This is a genomic window from Isoptericola sp. NPDC055063 (assembly GCF_053608125.1).
The window spans coordinates 60,458-86,333 of record NZ_JBSGUW010000008.1 but is presented as its reverse complement, the minus strand read 5'-3'; the positions used below and the strand labels follow the sequence as shown (position 1 = coordinate 86,333).

23 protein-coding genes are annotated in these 25,876 nt (G+C 74.7%); 13 read left to right on the top strand and 10 right to left on the bottom strand.

Annotated elements, in window-relative coordinates; genetic code table 11:
• Position 1 precedes the first annotated feature (1 nt).
• The gene (locus tag ACWF41_RS11425; protein ID WP_380317346.1) at positions 2 to 1,045 is read right to left on the bottom strand and encodes a 4-hydroxy-3-methylbut-2-enyl diphosphate reductase; all 1,044 of its coding nucleotides are present in this window, start codon (positions 1,043 to 1,045) and stop codon (positions 2 to 4) included.
• Between the two features lie 83 nt (positions 1,046 to 1,128).
• Between ACWF41_RS11425 and xseA the strand changes: the two genes are divergently transcribed.
• On the top strand, positions 1,129 to 2,433 hold the full coding sequence (xseA, locus tag ACWF41_RS11420) for an exodeoxyribonuclease VII large subunit (RefSeq protein ID WP_380317344.1): 1,305 nt from the start codon (positions 1,129 to 1,131) through the stop codon (positions 2,431 to 2,433).
• On the opposite strand, the gene ACWF41_RS11415 is transcribed toward xseA, so the two are convergent.
• Positions 2,399 to 3,361 (bottom strand): helix-turn-helix transcriptional regulator, encoded by a 963-nt coding sequence (locus tag ACWF41_RS11415; protein WP_380317341.1) that lies wholly within the window; start codon positions 3,359 to 3,361, stop codon positions 2,399 to 2,401. The two genes, xseA and ACWF41_RS11415, sit on opposite strands and share 35 nt — an antisense overlap.
• Before the next feature lie 61 nt (positions 3,362 to 3,422).
• On the opposite strand from ACWF41_RS11415, the gene ACWF41_RS11410 reads away from it, so the two are divergent.
• Complete coding sequence (locus tag ACWF41_RS11410; RefSeq protein ID WP_380317338.1) at positions 3,423 to 4,574, top strand: epoxide hydrolase family protein; 1,152 nt, start codon at positions 3,423 to 3,425, stop codon at positions 4,572 to 4,574.
• Here the strand turns inward: ACWF41_RS11410 and ACWF41_RS11405 are convergent.
• A complete protein-coding gene (locus ACWF41_RS11405) occupies positions 4,558 to 5,772 on the bottom strand; it encodes an FAD-dependent monooxygenase (RefSeq protein ID WP_380317335.1) in 1,215 nt (404 codons plus the stop codon). The two genes, ACWF41_RS11410 and ACWF41_RS11405, sit on opposite strands and share 17 nt — an antisense overlap.
• A 94-nt stretch (positions 5,773 to 5,866) precedes the next feature.
• Here ACWF41_RS11405 and ACWF41_RS11400 point away from each other — a divergent pair, with 94 nt between their 5' ends.
• Positions 5,867 to 6,499 carry a TetR/AcrR family transcriptional regulator gene (locus ACWF41_RS11400; RefSeq protein WP_380317332.1) on the top strand — a complete coding sequence of 211 codons (633 nt, stop codon included), beginning with the start codon at positions 5,867 to 5,869 and terminating at the stop codon, positions 6,497 to 6,499.
• A 3-nt stretch (positions 6,500 to 6,502) separates the two neighbouring features.
• Here ACWF41_RS11400 and ACWF41_RS11395 read toward each other — a convergent pair whose 3' ends face one another.
• The gene (locus ACWF41_RS11395; RefSeq protein ID WP_380317329.1) at positions 6,503 to 8,122 is read right to left on the bottom strand and encodes an ATP-binding cassette domain-containing protein; all 1,620 of its coding nucleotides are present in this window, start codon (positions 8,120 to 8,122) and stop codon (positions 6,503 to 6,505) included.
• A 114-nt stretch (positions 8,123 to 8,236) separates the two neighbouring features.
• Here ACWF41_RS11395 and ACWF41_RS11390 point away from each other — a divergent pair, with 114 nt between their 5' ends.
• The 3 genes from ACWF41_RS11390 to ACWF41_RS11380 are packed head-to-tail and all read left to right on the top strand — an operon-like array spanning position 8,237 to position 10,088.
• Positions 8,237 to 8,503: an exodeoxyribonuclease VII small subunit gene (locus ACWF41_RS11390; RefSeq protein WP_380317326.1), complete on the top strand. Its 267-nt coding sequence runs from the start codon at positions 8,237 to 8,239 to the stop codon at positions 8,501 to 8,503.
• A complete protein-coding gene (locus ACWF41_RS11385) occupies positions 8,500 to 9,435 on the top strand; it encodes a carbohydrate kinase family protein (RefSeq protein ID WP_380317323.1) in 936 nt (311 codons plus the stop codon). Before ACWF41_RS11390 ends, ACWF41_RS11385 begins: the two co-directional genes overlap by 4 nt.
• Entirely contained in the window at positions 9,432 to 10,088 is a 657-nt protein-coding gene (locus ACWF41_RS11380) for a carbonic anhydrase (RefSeq protein ID WP_380317320.1), read from the top strand. The genes ACWF41_RS11385 and ACWF41_RS11380 overlap by 4 nt, the downstream gene beginning before the upstream one ends.
• A 34-nt stretch (positions 10,089 to 10,122) precedes the next feature.
• On the opposite strand, the gene ACWF41_RS11375 is transcribed toward ACWF41_RS11380, so the two are convergent.
• Positions 10,123 to 10,677: a DUF1697 domain-containing protein gene (locus ACWF41_RS11375; RefSeq protein WP_380317317.1), complete on the bottom strand. Its 555-nt coding sequence runs from the start codon at positions 10,675 to 10,677 to the stop codon at positions 10,123 to 10,125.
• 85 nt (positions 10,678 to 10,762) lie between these two features.
• On the opposite strand from ACWF41_RS11375, the gene ACWF41_RS11370 reads away from it, so the two are divergent.
• Positions 10,763 to 12,199 carry a class II fumarate hydratase gene (locus ACWF41_RS11370; protein WP_380317314.1) on the top strand — a complete coding sequence of 479 codons (1,437 nt, stop codon included), beginning with the start codon at positions 10,763 to 10,765 and terminating at the stop codon, positions 12,197 to 12,199.
• Positions 12,200 to 12,389: 190 nt separating this feature from the next.
• Here ACWF41_RS11370 and ACWF41_RS11365 read toward each other — a convergent pair whose 3' ends face one another.
• Complete coding sequence (locus tag ACWF41_RS11365; RefSeq protein WP_380327117.1) at positions 12,390 to 12,899, bottom strand: MarR family winged helix-turn-helix transcriptional regulator; 510 nt, start codon at positions 12,897 to 12,899, stop codon at positions 12,390 to 12,392.
• Between the two features lie 49 nt (positions 12,900 to 12,948).
• Here ACWF41_RS11365 and ACWF41_RS11360 point away from each other — a divergent pair, with 49 nt between their 5' ends.
• Positions 12,949 to 14,304 (top strand): FUSC family protein, encoded by a 1,356-nt coding sequence (locus ACWF41_RS11360; protein WP_380327114.1) that lies wholly within the window; start codon positions 12,949 to 12,951, stop codon positions 14,302 to 14,304.
• A gap of 21 nt (positions 14,305 to 14,325) precedes the next feature.
• On the opposite strand, the gene ACWF41_RS11355 is transcribed toward ACWF41_RS11360, so the two are convergent.
• Positions 14,326 to 15,702: a PhoH family protein gene (locus ACWF41_RS11355; RefSeq protein ID WP_380326925.1), complete on the bottom strand. Its 1,377-nt coding sequence runs from the start codon at positions 15,700 to 15,702 to the stop codon at positions 14,326 to 14,328.
• A 171-nt stretch (positions 15,703 to 15,873) separates the two neighbouring features.
• On the opposite strand from ACWF41_RS11355, the gene ACWF41_RS11350 reads away from it, so the two are divergent.
• Both ACWF41_RS11350 and nhaA read left to right on the top strand, forming a co-directional pair.
• Positions 15,874 to 16,434 (top strand): DUF1697 domain-containing protein, encoded by a 561-nt coding sequence (locus ACWF41_RS11350; protein WP_380326922.1) that lies wholly within the window; start codon positions 15,874 to 15,876, stop codon positions 16,432 to 16,434.
• 36 nt (positions 16,435 to 16,470) lie between these two features.
• Positions 16,471 to 17,856: a Na+/H+ antiporter NhaA gene (gene nhaA / locus ACWF41_RS11345; RefSeq protein WP_380326928.1), complete on the top strand. Its 1,386-nt coding sequence runs from the start codon at positions 16,471 to 16,473 to the stop codon at positions 17,854 to 17,856.
• On the opposite strand, the gene ACWF41_RS11340 is transcribed toward nhaA, so the two are convergent.
• Entirely contained in the window at positions 17,822 to 18,577 is a 756-nt protein-coding gene (locus tag ACWF41_RS11340; protein WP_452182543.1) for a DedA family protein, read from the bottom strand. The two genes, nhaA and ACWF41_RS11340, sit on opposite strands and share 35 nt — an antisense overlap.
• A gap of 97 nt (positions 18,578 to 18,674) precedes the next feature.
• Positions 18,675 to 20,105: an MFS transporter gene (locus tag ACWF41_RS11335; RefSeq protein WP_380325790.1), complete on the bottom strand. Its 1,431-nt coding sequence runs from the start codon at positions 20,103 to 20,105 to the stop codon at positions 18,675 to 18,677.
• Positions 20,106 to 20,224: 119 nt separating this feature from the next.
• Between ACWF41_RS11335 and ACWF41_RS11330 the strand changes: the two genes are divergently transcribed.
• Positions 20,225 to 20,905, top strand: coding sequence for a TetR/AcrR family transcriptional regulator (locus ACWF41_RS11330; RefSeq protein WP_380325787.1), 681 nt, complete (start codon positions 20,225 to 20,227; stop codon positions 20,903 to 20,905).
• A gap of 77 nt (positions 20,906 to 20,982) precedes the next feature.
• Here the strand turns inward: ACWF41_RS11330 and ACWF41_RS11325 are convergent, their stop codons facing one another.
• Entirely contained in the window at positions 20,983 to 22,485 is a 1,503-nt protein-coding gene (locus ACWF41_RS11325) for a helix-turn-helix domain-containing protein (protein WP_380325796.1), read from the bottom strand.
• 150 nt (positions 22,486 to 22,635) lie between these two features.
• Between ACWF41_RS11325 and aceA the strand changes: the two genes are divergently transcribed.
• Positions 22,636 to 23,949, top strand: coding sequence for an isocitrate lyase (gene aceA, locus ACWF41_RS11320; protein ID WP_380325784.1), 1,314 nt, complete (start codon positions 22,636 to 22,638; stop codon positions 23,947 to 23,949).
• A gap of 59 nt (positions 23,950 to 24,008) precedes the next feature.
• Positions 24,009 to 25,748: a malate synthase A gene (gene aceB / locus ACWF41_RS11315; protein ID WP_380325781.1), complete on the top strand. Its 1,740-nt coding sequence runs from the start codon at positions 24,009 to 24,011 to the stop codon at positions 25,746 to 25,748.
• Positions 25,749 to 25,876 lie beyond the last annotated feature (128 nt).

The following is a 25,876-nucleotide window of genomic DNA, read 5'->3' as shown; positions in this document are numbered from 1 at the left end:
GTCAGGCGGGCTCGACCGGCAGCGCGGTGCGCGCACCGCGGCGGGGCCGCTTCTCCTCCTGGCCCGCGGCCTTGAGGCCTCGCGCCAGCTCGCGCGGCAGGGAGAACATCAGGTCCTCCGTCGCGGTGCGCACCTCCTCGACCTCGCCGAAGCCGTGGCTGTCGAGGTGCGCGATGACGTCCTGCACGAGGATCTCCGGCACCGACGCGCCCGAGGTGACGCCCACGGTCGTGGCGCCCTCGAGCCAGGCGTCCTCGATCTCGGTCGCGCGGTCCACGCGGTACGACGCCCGGGCGCCGGCCTGGAGCGCCACCTCGACGAGGCGCACCGAGTTGGACGAGTTCGCGGAGCCGACGACGACGACGACGTCGCACTCCGGCGCCAGCTTCTTCACCGCGACCTGGCGGTTCTGCGTGGCGTAGCAGATGTCGTCGCTGGGCGGGTCCTGCATCTCGGGGAACCGGTCGCGCAGGCGGCGCACGGTCTCCATGGTCTCGTCGACGGACAGCGTGGTCTGCGAGATCCAGACGACTTTGTGCGGGTCGCGGACCTCCACCTGGTCCACCTCGTCCGGGGAGTTGACGACCTGGACGTGGTCAGGCGCCTCGCCCGCCGTACCCTCGACCTCCTCGTGCCCCGTGTGGCCGATGAGGAGGATGTCGTAGTCGTCCTTCGCGAAGCGGACGGCCTCCTTGTGCACCTTGGTCACCAGCGGGCACGTGGCGTCGATGGTCTCCAGGCTGCGCGCCGCGGCGGACTCGCGCACCGCCGGCGAGACGCCGTGCGCCGAGAACACGAGGCGGGCGCCCTCGGGCACCTCGTCCGTCTCGTTGACGAAGATCGCGCCGCGGTCGCGCAGCGTCTCCACGACGTGCTTGTTGTGCACGATCTCCTTGCGCACGTACACGGGCGCGCCGTACGTCTCGAGCGCCTTCTCGACCGCCACCACGGCTCGGTCCACGCCCGCGCAGTAGCCGCGCGGCGCGGCCAGGAGCACGCGCTTGGTGGTGGTCGGGCTGGTCGGAGCCGGGGCTGTCGCAGTCACGCGGCCAGTCTAGGTGGGCCCGTGTGGACGTCCTGTGACGGGCGCTGGACGAGCGCCTGACGAACTCGTCGGGGGCGTGGGGCATGCTGGACGCCGTGTCGGACGTGTCCTCACCGGAAGCCCAGCCGGAAGCCCAGCCCCAGCCCCTGCCCGAGCTCGCCCGCGAGACGACGGCGGAGCGCCCGTGGCCGGTGCGGCTGCTGTCCGCGAAGATCCGGGACTACGTCGCGAAGATGTCGCTCGTCTGGGTCGAGGGCCAGGTCGTGGAGCACACCTACCGGCCCCGGGCGGGGATGCAGTTCGTCACGCTGCGCGACACGGACGCCGAGGCGTCCCTGCCGGTGCACATGCTGACGCGCGTCTTCGACGGCCTGCACCACAAGCCCGAGGTGGGCGACCACGTGGTGGTGCAGGCCAAGCCGGAGTTCTGGGTCAAGACGGGGCGGATGTCGATGCGCGCCACCGCCGTGCGGCAGGTGGGCGTCGGCGAGCTGCTCGCCCGCATCGACCAGCTGCGCCGGGTGCTCGCCGCCGAGGGCCTGTTCGACCTCGACCGCAAGCGGCCCCTGCCGTTCCTGCCGGCCGTCGTCGGCCTGGTGTGCGGGCGGGAGTCGAAGGCCGAGCACGACGTCGTCGTCAACGCGCGGGCCCGCTGGCCCCAGGTGCGGTTCGAGATCCGCGAGGTCGCCGTGCAGGGCGTGGACGCCGTGCGCGAGGTGAGCGCCGCCCTCGCCGACCTGGACGCCCGCCCCGAGGTCGAGGTGATCGTCGTGGCACGAGGCGGGGGCTCCGTCGAGGACCTCCTGCCGTTCAGCAACGAGGCCCTGGTGCGCGCTGCCGCGGCCTGCACGACGCCGCTGGTCAGCGCCATCGGCCACGAGACGGACGCCCCCCTGCTCGACCTGGTGGCCGACCACCGCGCGTCCACCCCGACCGACGCCGCCAAGCGCGTGGTCCCCGACGTCGCCGAGGAGCGGCTGCGCCTCGACCAGGCGCGACGCCGAATGCGCGCCGCGACGGCGGGGCGGGTCGAGCGCGAGCAGCACGGCCTGGACGCGCTGCGGTCGCGCCCCGTGCTCGCCCGGCCGCAGACGACCCTCGACGCCCGCGAGCGCGAGCTCGCCCAGCAGGTGCGGCACGCCCGTCACTGCCTGGACGCCGCGCTGCTGCGCGCCTCCGGGGAGGTCGGTCGGCTCGCGGCCCAGGTCCGGGCGCTCTCGCCGCAGGCCACGCTCGAGCGCGGCTACGCCGTCGTGCAGCGCGCCGACGGGCACGTGGTCCGCGCGGCCGGCGAGGTCGCGACCGGCGACGCCGTGCACGTGCGCGTCGCCGAGGGTGCGCTCGACGCCGAGGTCACGGCGACGGCGGCACCTGCGCCGCCCGCGTGAACCGTTCCGCCAGCCGGCCGAACGCCGCCCGGAGCTCGGCTCCCTCGAGCACCTCGACGTCCATCCCGAGCTGGGTGACCCAGAGCGCGAGCTGATCGGGGTCGTCGCTGCCCACCTCGACGCGGCACGTCCGCGGCCCGAGCACCTCGACCTCGAGGGGCGAGCCGATCCTCGCGACCACCTCGTCGGCGGGCGCGTGGACGAGGATCCGTGCGCGGTGGCGCCACGTCGCCCGCCCCACCCGGGCCACGACGTACCGCTGGACGGCGTCCTCGGGGACGACCCTCGGCCGGAACCGCGCGCCGGTGGGCGGGCGCGGGGCGATCCGGTCCACCCGGAAGACCCGCCAGTCCTCCCGGTCGAGGTCCCAGGCCAGCAGGTACCAGCGCGACCCCCAGCGCACCACACGGTGCGGCTCGGTGTGGCGGGCCGTCTCGGCGCCGCCGTGCGCGGTGTAGCCGAAGCGGAGCCGCTCGTGCGCCCGGATCGCGGCGGCCACCGCGCCGAGCACCTCGAGGTCCGGGGACGGGTCCGTCCCCGGAACCACGCTGGTGGCCTCGCGGACGGCCTCGACGCGACGCCGCAGCCGCGAGGGCATCACCTGCTCGAGCTTCGCCAGCGCGGTGAGGTACGTCTCCCCGCCGTCCGCGCCCGCGCTCGCCGCGACGCCGAGCCCCACGGCGACAGCGACCGCCTCGTCGTCGTCGAGCACCAGGGGCGGCATCGCCGTCCCGGCGGCCAGGCGGTACCCGCCGGCGACCCCGGGGCGCGCCTCGACCGGGTAGCCGAGCGACCGGAGCTTGCCGACGTCGGTCCGCACCGTCCGGGTGCTGACCCCGAGCCGGTCGGCGAGCTCGCCGCTGGTCCAGTCCCGCCGCAGCTGCAGCAGGGAAAGGAGGTGGAGCAGGCGGGCCGACGTCTCGAGCATCCACGGAGTTTCTCACCGATCGCGGAAGCAAGTCTTCCGCGTTCCCTGGGAGCGTGGAGCCATGACCACGAACCGCGCAGACACCGCCCTCGTCCCCTTCCGCATCGACGTGCCGCAGGCCGATCTCGACGACCTGCGCGACCGGCTGGCGCGCACGCGCTGGCCCCTGCCCGTGCCCGGCCGCGACGACCGCACGAACTTCAGCCGCGGCATCCCCCTGCCGTACCTGCGCGAGCTCGCCGACCACTGGCGCGACGGGTTCGACTGGCGCGCCCAGGAGGCCGCGCTCAACGCCCACGACCAGTTCACGACCGTCGTCGACGGCCAGACCTTCCACGTCGTCCACGCCCGCTCCGCGAACCCGGACGCGATCCCGCTGCTGCTCTGCCACGGGTGGCCGGGGTCGTTCGTCGAATACCAGCGGCTGATCCCGCTGCTCACCGACGCGTTCCACGTCGTCGTGCCGTCGCTGCCCGGGTTCGGGTTCTCGACGCCGCTGTCCGGCACCGGCTGGGAGGTGGCGCGGACCACCGAGGCGTACGCCGAGATCATGACGCGGCTCGGCTACGACCGGTTCGCGGTGCACGGCACCGACATCGGCGCCGGCACCACCGGGCGCCTGGCCGCGCTGTACCCGCAGCGGGTGATCGGCACCCACGTCGGCAGCGACGGCCGGTCGCTCGGCATGGTGGGCGACCAGTACCCGATGCCCGAGGGGCTCACCGCCGACGAGGTCGCGCAGATCGAGGCGGTGCGCGCGGCCGACGCCGCCGAGCACGGCTACTTCGAGATGCAGAACCACCGCCCGGACACGATCGGGCCGGCTCTCACCGACTCGCCGGTCGGGCAGCTCGCGTGGATCGCCGAGAAGTTCCAGACCTGGACGAACCCCTCCCGCCGCACGCCGGACGAGTCCGTCGACCGCGACCAGCTCCTGACCAACGTGTCGCTGTACTGGTTCACCCGCAGCGGCGCGTCCAGCGCCCAGTTCTACTACGAGGCGTCGCACTCGGGCCTGGACTGGCTCTCCGCCGCCGAGGTGCCGTCCGCGTGGTCGGTGTTCGACACGCACCCGCTGATGGCGAAGGTGTTCAACGCCTGGGGCGCGATCGACCAGTGGGTGGAGCACCCCGAGGGCGGCCACTTCCCGGCGATGGAGGAGCCCGAGCTGCTGGCGGCCGACCTGCGCGCCTTCTTCAGCGGCCGGTCGTGACGGACGGGGCGGGCGCCGCCTCGGGCGCCCGCCCGTACTCCCCGACGCGTCGGGTGAGGAACCTCTCGACCGGGCCACGTTGGATCAGCCGCATGACGCCGGTCATGGTCGCGATGCCGAGCCGCGTGCGCGGTGCGAACGACCGGACCCTCCCCGGATACATGGCCTGCGCGCGCTCGACCACGGGGCGCATCGCGGCCTCGTACCCGGCGAGCACCCCGGCCACGTCCGGCGGCGCCTCGTCCCCGAGCGCGTCGGCGAGCGTGGCCGCGCCCCGGAGCGCGAGCGCCGTGCCGAGCCCGCTCAGGGGGCTGGCGCACCACGCGCTGTCGCCCAGCAGGACGACGCGCCCCCTCGACCACGTGTCGACGTGGATCTGGTCGTACGTGTCGAGCGCGAAGTCGTCGGCCGTGCGCGCCGCCGCGAGGAGCTCCGCCGTGCGCCAGCCCTCCCCCGCGAAGGTGTGCTCGAGCAGGGCGAACCGCGCCTCGGCGTCCCCACGAGGCGGCAGCGTGGTGGCCGGGAAGGTGAAGCCGACCTCCTGCCGTCCGGCGTGGCCCGGCCGCGCCTCGACCACCCTGGATCCGGGCAGGTTGAGCATGAGGAACCAGCCGTCGACGGGCGGGGTGTCCGGCGTCTCCCGCAGCGTGAACCAGGCGTGCGCGAGCCCGAGCGGGTGCCGGAACGACTCCTCCGGCCCGAGGACGAGACGCCGGACCGTCGAGTGCGCGCCGTCCGCCCCGACGACGAGGTCGTAGTCCTCCGGTGCGTGCCGGCGGAACTGGACCCGTACGCCCCGGTCGGTCGGCGTCAGACCGGTCACGGTGTCGGCGAACCGGTGGCGGGTGCGCGGCCCGGTGGCGTCGTGCAGCAGCCGGGCCAGGTCGGAGCGCAGCAGCTCCTCGGCCGAGACGAAGCCCGCCCCGCCGAAGGCCTCGACGGGCATCTCGGCGCGCCGCCGGCCCCGCTCGTCGATCCACGCGAGTCCCCGCTGCTCAACCGTGGCCCCGAGCGCCACGTCGAGGAGCCCGAGCCGGTCCAGCACGTCCCGGCTGTCCCCGCGCAGGTCGACGGTCTGCCCGCCGGACCGCAGGTCGGGAGCGATCTCCACCACGGTCACCTGCCATCCGGCCCTGTCGAGCAGCACTGCGAGCGCGTCCCCGGCGATCCCCGCTCCGACCACCAGCACTCTGGACATCCCGCCACCTCCGCTGTTGATGCGATCCAAGTTGCGTTTGCAACGTAGCGCGCTCGAGCCACTGACGCAACGCTTGTTGCGTTAAGGTGTCGTCATGACCGACGCGACCGACCCCGGCTTCCAGTCGACGGGGACCGTGCGCCCCGGCGGCCGCACGGCCCGGACCCGGGAGGCGGTGCACCGGGCGGTGCGCGAGCTCATGGCAGAGCAGGGCGGCGAGGCGCCCGAGATCTCCGAGGTCGCGGCCCGCTCCGGGGTGCACGCGGCGACGATCTACCGGCGCTGGCGCACCCGGGACGCGCTCGTGCTCGACGTCGCGGTGGCCGACGTCAACGCCGCGTCGCCGGTCCGTGCCACCGGCGACCTGCGCGCCGACCTGCTCGCGTACACGCGCGGCCTGCTCGACGCGTTCGACCGCCCGGGCGGCCTCGCCTTCGTCGACGCGCTGGTCCGCGCGTCGCGCGACGCGCGGACGAGCCCCGAGCGCACCGCGGAGCTGCTGCAGCCGCGGCTCGACCTCTTCCAGCAGCTGCTGGACGCGAGCGGCACCGCCGAGCTCGACCCGCTCGACCTGGTCCTGCTGCTCGTCGCGCCGGCCCACCTCGGTTCCACCCTCGGGATCACCGCCGCGACCGGGGACGACGCCGAGCGGCTCGTCGACAACGTGCTCGACGTCGTCGCCGGCCGCCGGTCCCGGACGACGACGCCCGCGGCGCGCCGCGGCTGAGGGTCAGCGCGCCCGGACGACGCGCCCCTCGTCCCAGACGGGCTCGAGCGTCTCGCGCACGGTGCCGTCGGCGCCGAACACGAGGAAGCGGTCGAAGCCGCGCGCGAACCAGCGGTCGTGCGTGACGGCGAGCACGGTGCCCTCGAACGCCTCCAGCCCCTCCTGCAGCGCCTCGGCGCTGGCGAGGTCGAGGTTGTCGGTGGGCTCGTCGAGCAGCAGCGCGGTGCAGCCGGCGAGCTCGAGCAGCAGGATCTGGAACCGCGCCTGCTGCCCGCCCGAGAGCCGGTCGAACGCGCGGTCGGCGGCGACGGTCAGCTCGTAGCGGCGCAGCACGGACATCGCGGCGCCGCGGTCACGCGCGTGGTCCTCCCACAGCACCTGCGTGAGGGTGCGGCCGAACAGCTCCGGCTGCGCGTGCGTCTGCGCGAAGACGCCCGGCACGACGCGCGCGCCCAGCCGCCACTCGCCGGTGTGCGCGACGTCGTCGCCGCCCAGCAGGCGCAGGAAGTGCGACTTGCCCGAGCCGTTGGACCCGAGGACCGCGACCCGCTCACCGTAGAAGACCTCGAGGTCGAACGGCTGCATGAGCCCCGTGAGGCCGAGCTGCTCGCACGTCACCGCGCGCACGCCGGTGCGGCCGCCGCGCAGGCGCATGCGGATGTCCTGCTCGCGCGGCGGCTCGGGCGGCGGACCGACCTCCTCGAACTTGCGCAGGCGGGTCTGGGCGGCCTTGTACCGGGCCGCCATGACGTCGCTCATCGTCGCGGCGCGCTGCAGCTCGCGCACCAGCTTCTTCAGCTGCTCGTGCTTCTCGCCCCACCGCCGCCGCAGTTCCTCGAAGCGGGCGAAGCGCTCGCGCCGGGCCTCGTGGAACGTCGCGAACGACCCGCCGTGCACCCACGCGTCCGCGCCCGACGGCGCGGGCTCGATCGACACGATCCGGTCGGCCGCCGTGGCCAGCAGCTCGCGGTCGTGGGAGACGAACAGGACCGTCTTGCGGGTGGCGCGCAGCTGGTCCTCGAGCCACCGCTTGCCCGGGACGTCGAGGTAGTTGTCCGGCTCGTCGAGCAGCAGCACCTCGTCGGTGCCGCGCAGCAACGACTCCAGGACCAGGCGCTTCTGCTCGCCGCCCGACAGGGTGCGCACCTCTCGCCAGCGCGCCTGCTCGTACGGGATGCCGAGAGCCGCGACGGTGCAGACGTCCCAGTGCGTCTCGGCCTCGTACCCGCGCGCCTCGGCCCAGTCGGCGAGCGCCTGCGCGTAGGCGAGCTGGGCGGGCTCGTCGTCGACCTCCATGATGGCCAGCTCGGCGGCGTCGACGGCGCGTGCGGCGTCGCGGATGCGCGGCGGGGCGACCGCGACGAGCAGGTCGCGCACCGTGCTGGCGTCGCGCACGGAGCCGACGAACTGCGGCATGACGCCGAGGCCGCCCGCGACGGTGACGGAGCCCGCCTGCGGGGTCAGCTCGCCCGACAGCAGGCGCAGGAGGGTGGTCTTGCCCGAGCCGTTGGGCCCGACGAGAGCGGTCGCGCTGCCCTCGGGGACGCGGAACGAGACGTCGTCGAGCAGCGTGCGACCGTCGGGCAGCACGTGCTCCACGTGCGCCACCTCCAGATGAACCATGGCGGGCACGCTGCCCGACCACCCCCGCGCTCGCAAGGCATTTCCGGCCGTGCCCCCGACCGCCGGGTGGACGGCGCTGTCATGGCGTCGGCGCCATGTTGTTGACTGTCCCCCGTGACCGACGCGAACCCCGACGCCCCGACAGAGATCTCCTTGTTGAGCTACGAGCAGGCCCGCGACGAGCTGGTCCAGGTCGTCGCCCGGCTCGAGGCCGGCAGCGAGCCGCTCGAGGCGTCCCTCGCCCTGTGGGAGCGCGGCGAGGCCCTCGCCGCCCGCTGCCAGGAGTGGCTCGACGGCGCGCGCGAGCGCCTCGCGGCAGCCCGGGCGGACGCCGAGCCCCAGCCCGGGACCGCCGCCGAGACCGAGGAGGGCGACGCGTGAGCGCGCACGTGCTCGCCGTCGGCGAGGCCCTGGTGGACGTGGTGCACCGCCCCGACGGGACGAGCGAGGAGCACCCCGGCGGCAGCCTGGCGAACGTCGCCCTGACCCTGGGCCGGCTGGGCCGCGACGTGCGGCTCGCGACGTGGCTCGGCCGCGACGCCCGCGGCGACGACGTGCGGGCGTGGCTCGCCGAGTCCCGCGTGGCGCTGGCGCCGGGCAGCGACGGCGCGGACCGCACGAGCGTCGCGCAGGCGACCCTCGACGCGACGGGCGCCGCCACCTACGAGTTCGACCTCGAGTGGCAGGTGCCCGCGGGCGCGGGAGCGACCGACGAGACGCTCGCGGTGCACACGGGCTCCATCGCGGCGATGCTCGCCCCCGGCGACGCGGCCGTGCGCCGGGTGCTCGAGGACGCGCGCCGCGTCGCGACGGTCAGCTACGACCCCAACGCCCGCCCCGCGCTCATGGGCGACGCCGCCGCGGTGCGCCCCCGGGTCGAGGAGCTCGTGGCGCTGTCCGACGTCGTCAAGGTGAGCGACGAGGACCTCGCGTGGCTCGCGCCCGGCTCCGACCCGCTGGAGGTCGCCCGCGCGTGGCAGGCGACGGGGCCGGCGCTCGTCGTGGTGACGTTCGGCGGCGAGGGCGCGACGGCGGTCACGGCGGCCGGCGAGGTCGCGGTCACTGCCCCGCGGGTCGACGTGGTCGACACCGTCGGCGCGGGAGACTCCTTCATGGGAGCCCTCCTCGACGGCCTGTGGTCCACCGACCTGCTCGGCGCCTCCCGGCGCGACGCGCTGCGCACGATCCCCGTCGCCGACACCGAGCGGCTGCTGGCCCGGTGCGCCGCCGTCGCCGCCGTGACCGTCTCGCGTGCCGGCGCCAACCCGCCCTGGGCCCGGGAGCTGGACCCCACCACGAAGGAGCACGCATGAGCAGCACGCCCGACGCGACCCTCACGCCCACCGAGGCCTGGGAGCGGCTGCGCGCAGGCAACGGCCGCTTCGTCCGCGACGAGCCGGACCACCCGGACCAGGACGCCGTCCGCCGGCACGAGCTGCGCACCACCCAGCACCCGCACACCGTGATCTTCGGCTGCTCGGACTCGCGGGTCGCCGCGGAGATCATCTTCGACCAGGGCCTGGGCGACGTCTTCGTGGTGCGCACGGCGGGGCACGTCGTGGACACCACGGTGCTCGGCTCCATCGAGTACGGCACCGAGGTGCTGCACACGCCGCTCGTCGTGGTGCTCGGGCACGACTCGTGCGGCGCGGTCGCGGCGACGGCCCACACGCTCAGCACGGGCGAGCAGCCTCCCGGCTTCGTGCGCGCCGTCGTGGACAAGGTCATCCCGTCCGTCGCCGAGCTCACGAGCCGCCAGGGCATCGACGGCCCGATCGACGTCGACGTGCTCCGCACGGAGCACGTCAAGCACACCGTGGCCCTGCTGCGGGGCTACTCGGCCGCGATCGCCGCGGCCGTCGACGCGGGCCGGCTCGCAGTCGTCGGCGTGGTCTACGACCTGGACGACGGCAGCGCCCGCCTCGTGGCGGTCGACGGCGAGGTCGGCGAGCAGCCGGTCGGCTGACCGATCCTGACCACGGCCTCCCGGAACGGGATCCTCAGTCCCGTGCGGCGGCGAGCAGCCGCCGCACGGTGCCGAGGGTCCGGGTGGTCGCGACTCCCCCGGTGAACCGCTCGACGGCGGAGTTCGGGTCGCCCCCGGCGCCCGGCCCGCCGCGTGCCACGCCGAGCACCACCCCCGGCCGGGCGGCCACGAGGTCGAGCAGGTCGCGCGGGTCCGTCCACGGCAGCGCCACGGACAACGGATCCCCGCCGTCGACGAAGGTCACCGTCTCGCGGTACGTGCGCTCGTCGCGCGTGAGGGCGAACGGGTCGCCCTCGACGGCGGCGGCCACGTCGTCGAGCGAGCGCACCAGCGCCGCCCCCGCGTAGCCGCACCCGTCGGCGAGCACCGGCGCCGCCGCCCGGACGACGGCGACCGCCGCGGCGTCCCCGCCCGGCCCGACGTCGAGCAGCACGGTGCCGTTGGTCTGGAAGGAGCGCACGGCCGCCGCGCCGCCGTCGAGCAGCGCGCCCTCGAGCGCGGCGCGCACCGGGCTGCCGCGGTGTCCCAGGTTCATCGCGCGGTACAGGACCACGTGGGTGAAGGTCACGGGTCCATCCTGGCGGCGGCCACCGACGGGCGGGCGTGACCCGGCTCACGACGGACCGGTCCCGCGGGTGCGGCACGATAGAGGCATGACTTCCGACACCGTCGTCCCCGGCGCGTCCGGCGCGGGCGAGACCGAGTACCGCATCGAGCACGACACGATGGGCGAGGTGCGCGTCCCGGCGCACGCCCTCTACCGCGCGCAGACGCAGCGCGCCGTGGAGAACTTCCCGATCTCCGGCACCACGCTCGAGCGCGGGCACATCGAGGCCCTGGCCCGGATCAAGAAGGCCGCGGCGCGCGCCAACGCCGAGCTGGGCGTGCTCGACCAGGACGTCGCCGACGCGATCGTCGCCGCCGCCGACGAGGTCGCCTCGGGCGCGTACGACGCGCACTTCCCGATCGACGTGTTCCAGACGGGCTCCGGCACGTCGTCCAACATGAACACCAACGAGGTGCTGGCCACGCTGGCCACTCGCTCGCTCGGCAAGGACGTGCACCCGAACGACCACGTCAACGCCTCGCAGTCGTCGAACGACGTCTTCCCGACGTCCGTCCACGTGGCCGCCACCGCCGCCGCGATCAACGACCTGGTCCCGGCGCTGAAGCACCTGGCCGACGCCCTGGGCGCGAAGGCGGACGAGTTCGCCACGGTCGTGAAGTCGGGCCGCACGCACCTCATGGACGCCACCCCCGTGACCCTCGGGCAGGAGTTCGGCGGGTACGCGGCCGCGATCCGCTACGGCGTCGAGCGCGTGGAGACGGCGCTGCCCCGCGCCGCCGAGGTACCGCTGGGCGGCACGGCCGTCGGCACCGGCATCAACACCCCCGCTGGCTTCCCGCAGCGCGTCATCGAGCTGCTGCGCGAGGACACGGGCCTGCCGCTGACCGAGGCGCGCGACCACTTCGAGGCGCAGTCGGCGCGCGACGGCCTCGTCGAGCTGTCCGGCGCGCTGCGCACCATCGCGGTGTCCATCACGAAGATCTGCAACGACCTGCGCTGGATGGGCTCGGGCCCGAACACCGGCCTCGGCGAGATCGCCATCCCCGACCTGCAGCCGGGCAGCTCGATCATGCCGGGCAAGGTCAACCCGGTGATCCCGGAGGCCGTGCTCATGGTCGCCGCGCGCGTGATCGGCAACGACGCCACCGTCGCGTGGGCCGGCGCGAGCGGGTCGTTCGAGCTCAACGTGCAGATCCCCGTCATCGCGCAGGGCGTGCTGGAGTCGACCCGCCTGCTCGCCAACGCCTCGCGTGTCCTGGCCGACAAGACCGTCTCGGGCATCACCGCCAACGTGGACCGGGCCCGCGCGTTCGCGGAGTCGTCGCCGTCGATCGTCACGCCGCTGAACCGCGTGATCGGCTACGAGGCGGCCGCGAAGGTCGCGAAGCACTCGGTGAAGCAGGGCATGACGGTGCGCGAGGCCGTCGTCGACCTCGGCTTCGTGGAGCGCGGCGAGGTCACGGAGGCCCAGCTCGACTCGGCCCTCGACGTGCTGTCGATGACGAAGCCCCCGCAGGCCTGACGTCCCTGCCCCGCGACGGCGGCGCTCCCCCTCGGGGGGCGCCGCCGTCGACGTCTCCGGGGTGGCCCGCGTTCGACGCTGGGATTGGTAAGGCTAACCTCACCTGCTACTGTCGGCCGTACGCGGGGAGGCGCCCCTCGGGGCGCGGGGCTGGGGGGTTCCACCTGAGACGCGCGGCGCCTCCCCGCGGTCAGTAGTCCTTCGGGTCCAGCCGCCGCAGGACGACGGCGAGCAGCCGGCCGAGCTCGGTCCGCTCAGTCTCGGACAGGTCCACCAGGGCCGCCCGCTCGTGCCCGACCTGCCGCGGGAACAGCTCGTCGACGAGCCGCTCCCCCTCGCCGGTCAGCGCCACCAGGACGCCCCGCTTGTCGCGCTCGTGCACGGCACGCTCCACGAGGCCGGCGCGCTCCAGCCGGTCGAGCCGCTTGGTGATCGACGCGCCTGGCGAGCCGGTCATCGTGGTGATCTCGCCGGCGCGCAGCGGCCGCCCGGAGCGGCGCAGCGCGGTGAGGACGTCGAGCTCGGCGCGCGTGACGTCGTGGCTCGCGAGGTCGTCCGCGACCTCCGCCTCGAGGAGCGCCGCGATCCGCCGGACCCGCGCCCCGACGTCGGCCGGGGACGTGTCCACCTCGGGCAGCCGCTCGGCCCACTGCGCGCGCACGCGCTCGATGTAGTCCACGGCGACCAGGATAGAGGTCACACCGCGAATCCTTCCATGATGATTTACCGGTGAACTATTATGGTCCGCAATGCCCTCCTCCCCCGCACCCTCCCCCGTGCTCACCAGCGCCCGCGACGTCCTCGACCCCGCCCACCTGCGCGCCGCGCTCCGCATCAACCCTGCCGACGCCACGCTCGCCGCCGCGCTGCGGGTCGGCGCCGCCGCGGCCGTCGTCCTCACGCTCAGCGCCGCCGTCGGGCGCACCGACCTGGCCGCCTTCGCCTCCCTGGGCGCGCTCGTCATCCTGTACGGCCGGTACGAGCCGTACCGCCGCCGCGCCGCCCTGCTGACCGGCACCGCCGTCGTCTTCGTCGCCGCCTTCCTCGTCACGTCGAGCCTCACGGCCGCAGGCGCCCCCACGCTGGTCGTCCTCGCCGTGGTGGCGCTCGTCGCGGGGGGCGCGACCGCGCTGTCCGCCCTGGTCCGCACCGGGCCCCCCGGGGCGAGCATCGTCGTCTTCGCGGCCGCCGGCGGCATGGTCGGGCCGCTCGGGTGGTCCGACGTCGCCGAACGCGGCACCGCGTTCGCGCTCGGCGCGGCCGTGGCCTGGATCGTCGGGATGAGCGGCTATCTCGTGCGGCCGAGCGCGCCGGCCCGCCTCGCCGTCCGCCGGGCCGCGGACGCGGTGCGCCGGTCGTTCGACGCCGGACCCGACGCCGGCCCCGACGCCGCGCGGGTGGCCTCGGCCGCCGTGGCGCGGGCCCGCGACGTGCTCGCCGACGACCTGTCCCACCGCCGCACGCGCGACACCGCCCGCGTGCTCGCCGCCGAGCTCGCCGCGTTCGCCGCGGCCCTGGACTCCACGTCCGCCTCGGAGCGCGGCGCCACCACCGCCCCCGCCGCCGACCTGTCCCCGCGCCGCCGCCTGGTCGACGACCTGCGGGCCGGCTGGCGCGCGCCCGGATGGCGCCTCTCCGGGGTCCGCGTGGTGCTCGCGGGGCTCGTCGCCGGCGCCGGCACGCTCGCCGTCGGCCTCAGCCACCCGGCCTGGGCCCAGCTCGGCGCCACCGCCACCCTGCAGGGCACGAGCACCCGGCACGCGACCGTCCGCGCCCTGCAGCGCGGTGGCGGCACCGTGCTGGGCGCCCTCCTGGCCTGGCCGCTGCTGGCGGCGCACCTGTCGTTCGCCGCCACCTGCGTCGTCGTCGTGGTGCTGCAGGTCGTCACGGAGGTCGTCGTCGGGCGCCACTACGGGCTGGCGATGCTCACGATCACGCCGATGGCGCTGCTGATGACGTCGCTCGGCGGGTCGGTGGACCCCGCCGGGATCGCGGCCTCGCGCGCCCTCGACACCGTGCTCGGCGCCGTGGTCGGCGTGCTCGCGGTCGTGCTGGTGCACCCGCGCCGCCGGCAGACGGCGCCGGGTGCTCCGGCACCCGTCTGACCGGCGGCGCGGGCGCAGCCGTCAGATCTCCAGTGACTCCAGCATCTCGGTGACGAGGGCCGCGACGGGCGACCGCTCGGACCGGGTCAGCGTGACGTGCGCGAAGAGCGGGTGGCCCTTCATCGCCTCGATGACCGCCGCGACGCCGTCGTGCCGGCCCACCCGCAGGTTGTCCCGCTGGGCGACGTCGTGCGTGAGCACGACGCGCGAGGCCTGCCCGATGCGCGACAGCACCGTGAGGAGCACGTTGCGCTCCAGCGACTGGGCCTCGTCCACGATGACGAACGCGTCGTGCAGCGAGCGCCCGCGGATGTGCGTGAGCGGGAGCACCTCGAGCATCTCGCGGTCGATGACCTCGTCCACGACCTCCGGCGAGACGAGTGCGCCGAGGGTGTCGTACACGGCCTGCGCCCAGGGGTTCATCTTCTCGGACTCGGACCCGGGCAGGTAGCCCAGCTCCTGGCCGCCCACCGCGTACAGCGGCCGGAAGACGAGGATCTTGCGGTGCTGGCGCCGCTCGAGGACGGCCTCCAGCCCGGCGCACAGCGCCAGCGCGGACTTGCCCGTGCCGGCTCGTCCGCCGAGCGACACGATCCCGATCTCCGGGTCCAGCAGCAGGTCGATGGCGACACGCTGCTCGGCCGACCGGCCGTGCACGCCGAACACGTCCTGGTCGCCCCGCACCAGCCGGACCGTCTTGTCGGCGGTGACGCGACCGAGGGCGGAGCCGCCCGGCGAGTGGACGACCAGGCCGGTGTGGCACAGCAGCGGCGACGCCGCCTCGACCACCTCCGGGTCGAGGGCGGCCAGCTCCACCTCGCCGCCGTCGTACAGGGTGGCGACCTGCTCGTCGGCGACGTCGATCTCGCGCATCCCGGTCCAGCCGGAGTCGACGGCGAGCTCGTGGCGGAACTCCTCGGCGCGCAGGCCGACGGCCGACGCCTTGACCCGCATCGGCAGGTCCTTGGAGACCACGGTGACGTCGCGACCCTCCGAGGCGAGGTTCGCCGCGACGGACAGGATCCGCGTGTCGTTGTCGCCGAGCCGGAAGCCCGCCGGCAGCACCTGCGAGTCGGTGTGGTTGAGCTCCACGCGCAGCGTGCCGCCCACGTCGCCCACCGGGATCGGGGCGTCGAGGCGGCCGTGCTTCACGCGCAGGTCGTCGAGCATCCGCAGCGCGCTGCGGGCGAAGTAGCCGAGCTCGGCGTGGTGGCGCTTGGCCTCCAGCTCCGTGACGACGACGACCGGCAGGACGACGTCGTGCTCGGCGAAGCGGTAGATCGCCCGGGGGTCGGACAACAGCACGGACGTGTCGACGACGAACGTCCGACGGGCGGTGCCGTCCGGGTCGACGGTGTCGACGGTGTCCCGCTCAGGGACGGGTGCGGTTCGGGCCACGGCGAGCTCCCCTTCTTCCGAGGACGGCCGGGACGCCGTCCCTGGCGCCAAACTACGACGCTGTGATTCGCGCCACCACCCCCACCCCGGCGGGTCGGAGAACTTGTCACCCGTCGTTCACGCGCCGGACTCCGGCGCGCCGCAGGGCGTCCCGGCGAGCACCATGGGCGCATGGCATCTCCCGAGCCCGCACGCACCGCCTACGTCGTCCTGCTGCGGGGCGTGAACCTCGGCCCCCACCGCCGCGTGAGCGCCGCGGACCTGCGCGAGGCCGCCACGGCGGCGGGCCTCGCCGACCCGCGGACCTACGCGAACAGCGGCAACCTCGTCGGCACCGCGGACGTGGGCGACGACGGCGTCGCCGCACGCGTCGAGGCGGCCCTGTCCCACCGCCTCGGAGGGGACGTGCGCGCCGTCGCCCTGACCTCCGACCGGGCCGCCGCCCTCCTCGACGCCGACCCGTTCCCCGACGCCACCGCGGACCACCCCTCCCACGTGCAGGTGCACGTGGGCCCCGACCGCGTGGACGCCGACGCGCTCGCGCGGCTGGTGGAGGACCGGCCGGAGCGGGTCGCCGTCGTGGACGGCGTGCTCGTCGTGGACTACGTGGTCGGCATCGGCCGGTCGAAGCTCACCCCCGCGCTGGTCGACAGGGCCGCCGGAACCTGGACCACGGCCCGCAACTGGAACACCCTCACGCGGCTCGTCACGATGGCGCGCGAGGCGCCCTGACCGCCGACGCCGTCGCGCGGTCCCACGGACGTTAGGCTGACCCGCGGTGAGCCGGGAAGTCTGGTCGGTGGCACCGGCTGCGACGCCGGGAGAACAGCGACCCCACGACCGGACAGGAGAACCACCCTGACCTCCGAGACCGCCACCCAGCCCTTCGGCACCCGGCTCCGCCGCTTCGCCTCGCGCGAGACCACCGGCGGGGCGCTCCTCATCGGCGCCGCGCTCCTGGCACTGATCTGCGCGAACGCCCCGTGGCGCGAGTCGTACTTCGCCCTGTCCGAGGCGGTGCTCGGCTTCGACCGGCTGGGGCCGCTGTCCGTGCACCTCGACCTCACGGTGGCGGAGTGGGCGGCCGACGGCCTGCTCGCCATCTTCTTCTTCGTCGTCGGCGTCGAGCTCAAGCACGAGTTCGTGGCCGGGAGCCTGCGCAGCCCGAAGGAGGCGGGTGTGCCGATGCTCGCCGCCGTCGGGGGCATGGCGGTGCCCGCCGTCCTGTACTCGGTGATCGTCGTCGGGCTCGGCGAGCCCGGAGCTCTCCAGGGCTGGGCGATCCCGACGGCCACCGACATCGCCTTCGCGCTCGGCGTGCTAGCCGTGTTCGGCAAGGGGCTGCCGGCCGCGGTCCGGACGTTCCTGCTCACCCTCGCGGTCGTCGACGACCTGCTCGCGATCATCGTCATCGCCGTCTTCTACACGGAGTCCCTGAACTTCGGCTACCTCGCCGCCTCGCTCGTCGCGATCGTGCTGTTCGGCCTGGTCGTGCGGTCCCGCCGGCCGTACTGGTGGATGCTCGTGCCCCTGTTCGCGGTGGCCTGGGCGTTCATGCACGCCTCGGGGGTGCACGCGACCGTGGCCGGCGTCCTCATGGGCTTCACCGTCGCGGCCCGGCCCACCCACGGCGAGGCGGCCCCCCGCACGCACCGCTACGAGCATGCGGTCAAGCCCTGGTCGCAGGGGGTCGCGCTGCCGGTGTTCGCCTTCTTCGCGGCCGGCGTCGACGTGGTCGACGGCGGCGGAGTCACGGAGATCCTCGGCCAGCCGGTGGTCCCGGCCATCACGATCGGTCTCGTGGTCGGCAAGCTCGTCGGGGTGCTCGGCACGACGGCGCTGGTCACGCGGCTCACCCCGCTGCGGCTGGCGCAGGGCATCGGCGTGCGCGACCTGCTGCCCGTCGGCTTCCTCGCCGGCATCGGGTTCACGGTGGCGCTGCTGGTGGCGGAGCTGTCGTTCGGGCACGCCTCGGAGCACACCGAGGGCGCCAAGGCCGCCATCCTGCTCGGCTCCGTGATCGCGGCGCTGCTGGGCGCCCTCACCCTGCGGTGGGACGCCCGCCGCGCCCGCGCCGCGGACATGAACCTCGACGGCGTGGACGACGCCGTCGAGGACTTCATCGGGGACGAGAAGGACAGGCAGGAGCACTGAGGGCTGCCGCGCCGCGGGCGGGGACCCGCGGCGCGGAGCCGCCCGCGAGCGCCGGCTCGCGCTGCTCCACCAGGGCCGCCGGCGTCGCCGGGGCGGCACGGCGTCCGCGGGCTCCCCAGGCCGTGAGGACCCGATCGACGACGAGGCCGAGCACCGTGCCCACGACGATGCCGACCGCGACGGCGAGCAGCGGCTGGTCGCCGAGCGGCGCCGCCGCCACCACGCCGATCAGCACCGACCAGCACGCCCACGCGAGGGACGCGACGGCGGACAGGCCCATGAAGCGGCGCCGCGAGAAGCCCACCGCGCCGGCGGTGACGTTCACCGCCATCCGTCCGACGGGCACGAACCGCGCGCCCAGGACGACGGAGGCACCCCGGCGCTCGAAGGAGCGGCCCGCCCAGGCGACGGCGCGCTGGCCGCGCGGGCCGCGCAGGAACGGCACCCGCGTCGTGCCGAGCGCCCGGCCGAGGGCGTAGGCCACCTGGTCGCCGCACCATGCGCCGAGCGCCGCCACGAGCACGACGAGGGCGAGGTTCACGCCCTGCCCGGTCTCGGCGCCGACCGCCAGCATGATGATCACGGTCTCGCCGGGCACGGGCGGGAAGAACCCGTCGGCGGCCGTGGACGCGAACAGCGCGGGGAACGCCCAGGCGGAGGAGACGAGCGCGAACAGCGTGCTCTCCAGCTGGGCCCACAGCGAGGCGATCGCGTCGATCATGCGTCCCAGCCTCCGCCGGGAGCACAGCCCGCCACCATGGGGTGTGCCCCCGGTTCGACCCTGGGGCGACCCTGAGACCGCGCCGCCCGCGGACGGCTCAGCCGCCCGCCGCGACCCGCGACCGCGCCACGAGCACGAGGGCGACCAGCACGCCGACGACGCTGACGACCGTCGCCACCCAGAACGCGGCGGAGTAGGCGCCGGCCGGGTCGGTCGCGCCCGCGGCGATGAGGGCGGTGACCACCGGGGCGGCCGCCGCGGAGCCGACGGTGCGCACCACGCTGTTCAGGCCGGTGGCGGCGCCGGTCTCGGTGGGCGGCGACCAGGTGACGACGAGCTGCGCGCAGATCGCGTACCCGATGCCGTTGCCGAGGCCGAGCACGGAGAACGCCACGACGACGGCCCACGGCGTCGCCGGCCACAGGGCCAGGCCGACCGCTCCGACGGCCATGACGCCGGCCGCGACCGCCCCGGTGCCGCCCGGGCCGATGCGCCGCACCAGGGCCGGCGTGGCGCGCCCGCCGAGGAAGACGAGCACCGCGCTGGGGAGCATCGCCAGCCCCGAGACGGTGACGCTCATGCCGTGCCCGTAGCCGGTGCTCGCCGGGGCCTGCATGAGCAGGGGCAGCGCGACGTAGCAGACGTAGGGCACGAAGCCCACGGCCACGGTGAGGAGGCTGACGAGCACGATCGGCCCGTGGCGGAAGGTGCGTACGTCGACGACGGGCGCGGCCGTGCGCCGCTCGACGAGGACCAGCACGGCGAGCAGCACGAGGCCGACCGCACCGACGACGACGGTCCGCGGCGAGCCCCAGCCCCACGTGCCGCCCTGCGAGACGGCGAGCAGCACGCCGACGAGCCCGCCGGCGAGCAGGGCGATGCCGGGCCAGTCGGTCCGGCGCTGCACGGCGGGCGCGCCGCCGCGCGGCACCCAGGCCGCGACGAGCGCGCCGGAGCCGAGGATCAGCGCCGCTCCGAGCACGAACAGCCAGCGCCAGCCGAGCGCGTCGACGACGACGCCGCCCACGACCAGCGCCGCGCCCGCCCCGAGCCCGATCATCCCGGGGATCCACCCGAACGCCGACGCGAGCCGCGGCCCGGACAGCGTGGAGCGGGCGATCGCCAGGGCGAGGGGGAACGTCGCGGTGCTCACGCCCTGCACGACGCGCGCCACGAGCAGCACCCCGAGTGTGGGCGCGGCCGCGGCCAGCAGGGTCGCAGCCGCGAACACGAGGATCGTGCCGAGCAGCACGCGACGATGCCCGAACCGGTCGCCGAGGTTGCCGACCACGGGCGCGAAGACCGCCCCGGCGAGCAGGAACGCGGTGAGGATCCAGCCGGTGCCCTGCGCCGTCGCGCCCAGCTCCCTGCCGAGGGTCGGCAGCGCGGGGACGACGAGCGTCTGCATCAGCGAGAAGGCGAGCACGGCCGCGCTCAGCGCGAAGATCACGCGGCCGGAGTGTCGCTCGACGGTGGCGTCGGCGGGCTGGCCGGGGGCGGCGTCGGGCGCGGGGCTGGACGGAGGCACGGTCGTGCTCGCTCTCTGTGGTGGGGGTGGCTGCGCCTCGTCGCGCGGCGCCGATCGAAACGGAACGGAATGCTCGTTCCGATTCACCTTAGCACCCAGGCGGCGGCTACCGTGAGCCCATGCCCTCCGCCCCCACCGCCGACGAGCCCGCCGAGGACCGCCCGCTGCCCGGCCGGCTGCGCGAGGCGCGCGCCAACGACACGGCCGTGCTCGCCGCGGCGCGCGAGGTCTTCGCCGCGCAGGGGCACGGCGCCTCCATGGCCGACGTCGCCCGGCACGCCCGCGTCGGCGTCGGCTCGGTCTACCGCCGCTACCCCACCAAGGAGGCCCTGGTCGAGGCCCTCCACGTGCAGGCCGTGCGCGAGGCGGCGCGGCTGGCGACCGAGGTGGCGGACCAGTGCGGGACCGACGGGGTGCCCGAAGCCGACGGCGCCGTCGGCACGTTCCTCGCGCGGCAGATCACCGGCGCGACCGGCCCCATCCTGCGACCGCCGGGGGCGGGCGGTCCGCTCCCCGACGACCTCGCCGAAGCGACCCGCGACCTGCGCGTCGGCCTCGAAAGGCTGGTCGCGTACGACCGCGCCGGCGGCCTGGTGCCGACCGGGTTCACCACCGCGGACGTCATGCAGCTGCTGCTCCACCTGCGCCCCGCGCTCCCCTTCCCCCGCGCCGAGGCGGACGCGCTGCACCTGCGCTACCTCCGCCTCGTCCTCGCCGGCCTGCGCACCCGGGCCGGCGACGGCGACGGCCTGGGCGACGGCCCCCGCTGGGACGACTGGGTCGGCGCCTGGCACGACTGAGCGCCCACCACCGCTCGCCGACCAGGCGCTTCCGCACCGAATGACGGCTCAGAACGTGCTCAACCGCCTGCTCGCCGTCAGCCGTCCGCCGTCGGCGCGTGCCGCTCCAGGAACTCGTAGACCTCGGTCGTGTCGACGCCGGGGAACGCGCCGGACGGCATCGCCGCGAGCATCGAGGCATGCGGGCGGGCGCTGGGGAACGCGTGGCCGTCCCAGCGACGGGCGAGCGGCTCGGCAGGGCGCCGGCAGCAGCCGTCGTCGGGGCAGCGCGACGTGCTGCGCGCCGTCGTCTCCCGACCGAGGAACCACTTGACCTGCGCGTACGGCACGCCCACGCTCACCGAGAACCGCCCGTCGGCGGTGTCCTGCACGCGGGAGGTGCACCAGTACGTGCCGGTCGGGGTGTCGGTGTACTGGTAGTACGGGCTGAGCCGGTCGGCGACGGAGAACACCACGCGGGCGGTCCAGTGCCGGCACACGTGCTGCCCCTCCACGGTGCCCAGCGGGTCGGCGGGGAACCGCACGCCGTCGTTCTCGTACGCCTTGTGGATCGCCCCCGACTCGTGGACCTTCATGAAGTGCACCGGGATGCCCAGGTGCCGGGTCGCCAGGTTCGTGAAGCGGTGGGCCACCGTCTCGTAGGAGACGGCGAACGCGTCGCGCAGGTCCTCGAGCGAGATGGACCGGGCCTCCTTGGCCTCGCGCAGCTGCTTCACCGCCTCCCGCTCGGGCACGAGCAGGGCCGCGCACAGGTAGTTGGCCTCGACGCGCTGGCGCAGGAACTCGCGGTAGTCGCGCGGCTCCGCGTGGTCCAGCACGTGCGAGGCGAGGGCCTGCAGCACCGCGGAGCGCGCCTCCGACCGGCCGCGGATCCCGTTGCTCGGCAGGTACACCCGGCGGTGGAGCCGGTCGATGACGGCGCGCGTGGACTGGGGCAGGTCCGGCTCGTAGTGGATCGAGAACCCGAGATGGGCGGCCAGCTCGCCGACCGCTCGCTGGGGCAGCGGCCCGCGGCCGTGGCCGACGTCGTCGAGCAGGCCGCGGGCGACGATCTCCAGGTCGGGGAAGTAGTTGTCCTGCGCGCGCATGTCGGCGCGCAGCTCGGTGTTCGCCCGGCGCGCCTCCTCCGGCGTGAGCGCGCGCTCGGAGTGCAGGCGCTCCAGCTCGCGCTGCAGCCCCACGATCGCCTCGAGCGCGTCCGTGGGCAGCGACTTGCCCACCTTCACGGGGCGCACCCCGAGCGCGGAGAAGAGCGACCCCCTTTGCACGCGCTCCAGCTCGATCTCCAGCGCGTCGCGGTGCGAGGGCGGCTCGGCGGAGAGGAGGTCCTCGACGCTCGCCCCGAGCGCGCGGGCCACCGCCTGCAGGCGCGCGATGGTGGGCTCGCGCTTGCCGTTCTCCAGCATCGAGACCTGCGACGGCGCACGTCCGATGGCGTCGCCGAGCTGTTCGAGCGTCATGCCGCGGCGGGTGCGCAGATGCCGGATGCGGCGGCCGATCGTCAGGGCGTCGGCCTCCCGCTCGAGGGGCAGCGCCGCGTCGTCCCGGGTACCGGGCCGCGGTTCGGTCGAGATGGCCATGCTCGAGGGTGACACGCGGCACACCTTCCGTCCAGGAGAAGAACCTCGATATTTCTCCCCAGGATTCCTGGCCGCGGGGTGGCGCGGCGCGCGAGGGTCGTGGTCATCGGCACCGCCCCCGACGACCGAGACACACGAAAGAGGCTCGACATGACCGCCATCCTTGACTCCCGCAGCACCACCCGCGCCGGCGACCAGGCCCAGACGGCCACGCAGCTCGCCGAGCAGTGGGCCGCCGACCCGCGCTGGGACGGCATCACCCGCGACTACACCGCGGAGGATGTCGTCGCGCTGCGCGGCTCGGTCGGCGAGGAGTTCACCCTGGCCCGGCGCGGCGCCGAGCGGCTGTGGCGCCAGCTGCACGAGGAGGACTTCATCAACGCCCTCGGCGCCCTGACCGGCAACCAGGCCGTGCAGCAGGTCAAGGCGGGCCTGCAGGCCATCTACCTGTCGGGCTGGCAGGTGGCCGGCGACGCGAACCTCGCGGGCCAGACCTACCCGGACCAGTCGCTGTACCCGGCCAACTCGGTGCCGGCCGTCGTGCGCCGCATCAACAACGCGCTCCTGCGCGCCGACCAGATCGACGTGTCCGAGAACGGCGCCCCGACCCGCGACTGGCTCGCCCCGATCGTCGCCGACGCGGAGGCCGGGTTCGGCGGCCCGCTCAACGCGTACGAGCTGATGCGGTCGATGATCGCGTCGGGCGCGGCGGGCGTGCACTGGGAGGACCAGCTCGCCAGCGAGAAGAAGTGCGGCCACCTGGGCGGCAAGGTGCTGATCCCCACCCAGCAGCACGTGCGCACGCTCAACGCGGCGCGGCTCGCGGCCGACGTCTCCGACGTGCCGAGCGTCGTCATCGCCCGCACGGACGCCGAGGCGGCCACCCTGCTCACCTCCGACGTCGACGAGCGCGACCGCCCGTTCCTCACCGGCGGGCGCACCGGCGAGGGCTTCTACGAGGTGCGCAACGGCGTCGAGCCGTGCATCGCGCGGGCCAAGGCCTACGCCCCGTACGCCGACCTCATCTGGATGGAGACCGGCACCCCCGACCTCGAGCTCGCGCGGTCGTTCGCCGAGGCCGTCAAGGCCGACTTCCCGGACCAGATGCTCGCCTACAACTGCTCGCCGTCGTTCAACTGGAAGAAGCACCTGGACGACGACACGATCGCGAAGTTCCAGCGCGAGCTGGGCGCGATGGGCTTCCGGTTCCAGTTCATCACCCTGGCCGGCTTCCACGCCCTCAACTACTCGATGTTCGACCTCGCCCACGGGTACGCCCGGGAGCAGATGTCGGCCTACGTGCGGCTCCAGGAGGCGGAGTTCGCCGCCGAGGAGCGCGGCTACACCGCCACCAAGCACCAGCGCGAGGTCGGCACCGGCTACTTCGACCGCGTGTCGACGGCGCTCAACCCCGACGCCGCCACCCTCGCGCTCGCCGGCTCCACCGAGGCCGCGCAGTTCTGAGCGGGTCACCCCCGCTCCCTCCCCAGCCACGACCAGCCCCGACAGACCGGAGGCACGCCATGACCACGCTCACGTCCCCGACCACCGCCCCCGTGCCCGCCGTCGCGCCCGCCGTCGGCACGCCGCTCGCCGACACCGCGACCGACCCGTTCGTCTGGGGCGGGACGTCGCTCGCGGAGGGGCACCTCACCGTCACCGCCCCGTTGGAGGCGCGCGACGAGGAGATCCTCACCCCAGAGGCGCTGGCGTTCCTGGCGATGCTGCACGACCGCTTCGCCGACGACCGCACCGAGCTGCTGCTCGAGCGGCAGCGCCGCATGCGGCGCATCGCCGACGGAGACGACCCGGACTTCCACCCGGCCACCCGGCCCGTGCGCGACGACCCGTCCTGGCGGGTCGCGGGCGCGGCCGGGGCGCCGGGGCTGAGCGACCGCCGCGTCGAGATCACGGGCCCGACGGACCCCAAGATGACGATCAACGCGCTCAACTCGGGCGCCCGGTGCTGGCTGGCCGACGCCGAGGACGCGCAGTCGCCCACGTGGCGCAACGTCGTGGAGGGCCAGCTCGCCCTGCACGACGCGATCCGCGGCACGCTCACCTTCACCAACCCGGCGGGCAAGCGGTACGCCCTGCGCTCCACCGACCTCACCGAGCTGCCGACGATCGTCTTCCGCCCCCGCGGGTGGCACCTGTTCGAGTCGCACCTGGCCTACACCGGCCCGGACGGGTCGACGCAGCCGGCGTCCGGCACGCTGGTCGACTTCGGCCTCTACCTGTTCCACAACGCCCACGAGTTGATCTCCCGCGGGCGCGGGCCGTACTTCTACCTGCCGAAGCTCGAGGGCTACCGCGAGGCGCGGCTGTGGAACGAGGTCTTCGAGGCGGCGCAGGAGGCTCTCGGCCTCCCCCGCCGCACGATCCGCGCCACCGTGCTGATCGAGACGCTGCCCGCCGCGTTCGAGATGGAGGAGATCCTCTACGAGCTGCGCGACCACTGCGCCGGGCTGAACGCGGGCCGCTGGGACTACCTGTTCAGCGTGATCAAGTGCTTCCGAAAGAGGGGGTCGTCGTACGTGCTGCCCGACCGTGGTCAGGTCACGATGACGGCGCCGTTCATGCAGGCGTACACGGAGCTGCTCGTCGCGACGTGCCACAAGCGCGGGGCGCACGCCATCGGCGGGATGAGCGCCTTCATCCCCGACCGCCGCTCCCCCGAGGTGACCGAGCGCGCCGTCGAGCAGGTGTGGGCCGACAAGACCCGCGAGGCCGCGGCCGGCTTCGACGGCACCTGGGTGGCTCACCCGGACCTGGTCGAGGTGGCGCGCGGGGCGTTCGACGAGGTGCTCGGCGAGCGCGAGAACCAGGTGGACCGGCTGCGCGACGACGTCGAGGTGGGCCAGGCCGAGCTGCTCGACGTCGCCTCGGCGCGGCGCGAGGGCGCGACCGTCACGGCGGCCGGGCTGCGGACCAACGTGTCCGTGGGGCTGCGGTACGTCGAGTCGTGGCTGCGGGGCACCGGCGCGGCGGCCATCGACCACCTGATGGAGGACGCCGCCACGGCCGAGATCTCCCGGTCGCAGGTGTGGCAGTGGGTCGCGTCGGGCACGACGACGGAGGACGGCCTGCCCATCACCCGGGTGCGCTGCGAGGCCGTGCTCCGCGACGTCCTGCGCGGCCTGCCGCGGTCCGCCGGCGACCGCTTCGACGACGCCGCGGCCCTCTTCCGCGAGGTGGCGTTGGGCGAGGAGTTCCCGCCGTTCCTCACCACCGGCGCGTACGCCCGCTACCTCGCGGGCTGACCCGTCCCGGCCTGGTGGCGAACAAGGGGGTGTTTGCGTGCTTTGGCCTCCCAAAAGGCACACAAAACCCTTCCCTTTCTGCTTCGTGCAGGGACGGGGGGTGGGGAGGAAAGGGGGAACCCCTTTCG